The organism is Streptomyces sp. rh34 (genome assembly GCF_002551245.1).
Lineage (GTDB): Bacteria > Actinomycetota > Actinomycetes > Streptomycetales > Streptomycetaceae > Streptomyces.
This window is the reverse complement of the sequence record NZ_NTGZ01000507.1, coordinates 1-1817: the sequence shown is the minus strand read 5'-3', so window position 1 is coordinate 1817 and position 1817 is coordinate 1. Positions and strand designations below refer to the sequence as shown.

Below are 1817 nucleotides of genomic sequence, written 5' to 3'. Positions count from 1 at the left end.
AGGTCCGCGGCGCGCGCGGGGCGGCTGGGCGTCGACGCCGGATCGGCGGCGATCAGGTGCACGGCGGTGGCGGTTCCGAGGCCGAGGGCGACCCTCAGCAGGGTGCGGCGCTCGGGTCCGGTGTGATCACTTCTCATGGCCAACTGCTCGCACGGCCCGACGTCCGCTCCGGCCGCCGACACCGAACTCCGCCCGTTTTGTACCCGATCGACGCAGTTTATCCATCTCCGTCCGGGCCGGCCGGTGGCCCGGACCCGCCCCACCAGGGCGAGCCGATAGCCTCGGAACCGTGACAGAGCAGCAGCCTCATCGGTTCGAACGCGGTACGGACGGCCCCAAGGTGATCGTCGCGGGGCTCGACGGCTCCGATTCATCGATGCGCGCGGCGGCCTACGCCGCCGGACTGGCCCGTCGGCAGAACGCCATGCTGGCCCTGGTGTACGTCCAGCCGGTCATGACGGCGGGCGCGGCGCTGGGCGTGCCGGTGGGCGACACCACGGGTGAGGTCGCGGAGGACCTGGTCTCCGAGATCCGCGCGGCGGCCGAGCGCTTCAGCGACGCGGGGAACCTGCGCTGGGAGTTCCACACCTTCCGGGGCGACCCCTACAACGGGCTGGTGACGGCGGCCGACGAGCTCAAGGCGGACGCGGTGGTGGTCGGGACGTCGGAGTCGGCCGGGCACCGCTTCATCGGTTCGGTCGCGGTGCGGCTGGTGAAGGCGGGGCTCTGGCCGGTCACCGTGGTGCCGTAAAGGCGTTCACTTGCCCATGAGGAGCCCGTCGTCCTCCGCTCCCCGGCCGAGGACCACGGCGCGGATGCGGTCGCGGACCTCACGGAGGTGCTCGGCCCCGCCGTCGAGGGAGGCGTTGAGGTTGATGGCGCGTCCGGTGACGGTGTCGTACCACTGCGGGACGAACTCCGCCTTCTTCACAATCCAGCGCTCGCCGGGTTTCGCGGGCGGCGCGAAGGTGAAGCGGCCCATCGAGCTCTGGTTGCCTCGCGGGTCCTGGACACCCTCGTAGTTGATCATCGCGCCGGCGATCTGGTCGCCCATGCCGTAGACCACCCAGGTCCCGTTGACCTTCTCGTAGGCCTGCGGCACATGGGCGTGCGTGCCGATGATCAGATCAAGGTCGGGGCGGCCCCCGTCGGCGGACGCGGTGAGCCGCCGGGCCAGCTCCACCTGCTTCGCGTCGGGCTCGTCCTGCCATTCGGTGCCCCAGTGGGCGGAGAGCACGACGACGTCGGCGCCGGCCCGCCGGGCCGCCCTGGCCTCCTCGACGATGCTGCGCTCGTCGGTCACGTTGACCGTCCAGGGCCGGTCGGCGGGCACCGGGATGTCGTTGGTGCCGTAGGTGTACGCGAGGTGGGCGACCTTGGCCGCACCCTTCCCCGGTCCGGCGGGCAGGATCGTGGGCCGGGCGGCCTCGGCGGCGGTGCGGGCGGAGCCGGCGTGCCGGATGCCCGCCCTGTCCAGGGCTCCGAGCGTGCGCCGGACCCCCTCGGCCCCGTCGTCGAGGGTGTGGTTGGAGGCGGTGGAGCAGGAGTCGAACCCGGTGGTGCGCAGGGCGGCGGCGACCTCGGGCGGCGACTTGAAGCTCGGGTAGCCGGTGTACGGGCCACCTTCCTTGCCGTACACCGTCTCCATATGGCAGAACGCCAGGTCCGCGCCGGAGACGACCGGGGCGACGCCCGCCAGCATCGGGGCGAAGTCGTAGCCCTGGCCGCCCGCGTCGGCTGCGGCCCGGTCGATCACGGAGGAGTGCGGCAGTACGTCGCCGGCGGCGAGAAGCGTGAAGGGGCGGGGGCCCTCCGCG

At 72.8% G+C, this 1817-nt stretch carries 2 protein-coding genes and 1 pseudogene; 1 reads left to right on the top strand and 2 read right to left on the bottom strand.

Annotation, left to right across the window (positions count from 1 at the left end; genetic code table 11):
- Positions 1-137: pseudogene (locus CR470_RS41005) on the bottom strand (polysaccharide deacetylase family protein); the annotation flags it as partial.
- 152 nt (positions 138-289) lie between these two features.
- On the opposite strand from CR470_RS41005, the gene CR470_RS37745 reads away from it, so the two are divergent.
- Positions 290-751, top strand: coding sequence for a universal stress protein (locus tag CR470_RS37745; protein ID WP_097872259.1), 462 nt, complete (start codon positions 290-292; stop codon positions 749-751).
- A 6-nt stretch (positions 752-757) separates the two neighbouring features.
- On the opposite strand, the gene CR470_RS37740 is transcribed toward CR470_RS37745, so the two are convergent.
- Positions 758-1817: CapA family protein (locus CR470_RS37740; protein ID WP_097872257.1), on the bottom strand; the 1060-nt coding region annotated here is incomplete at its 5' end.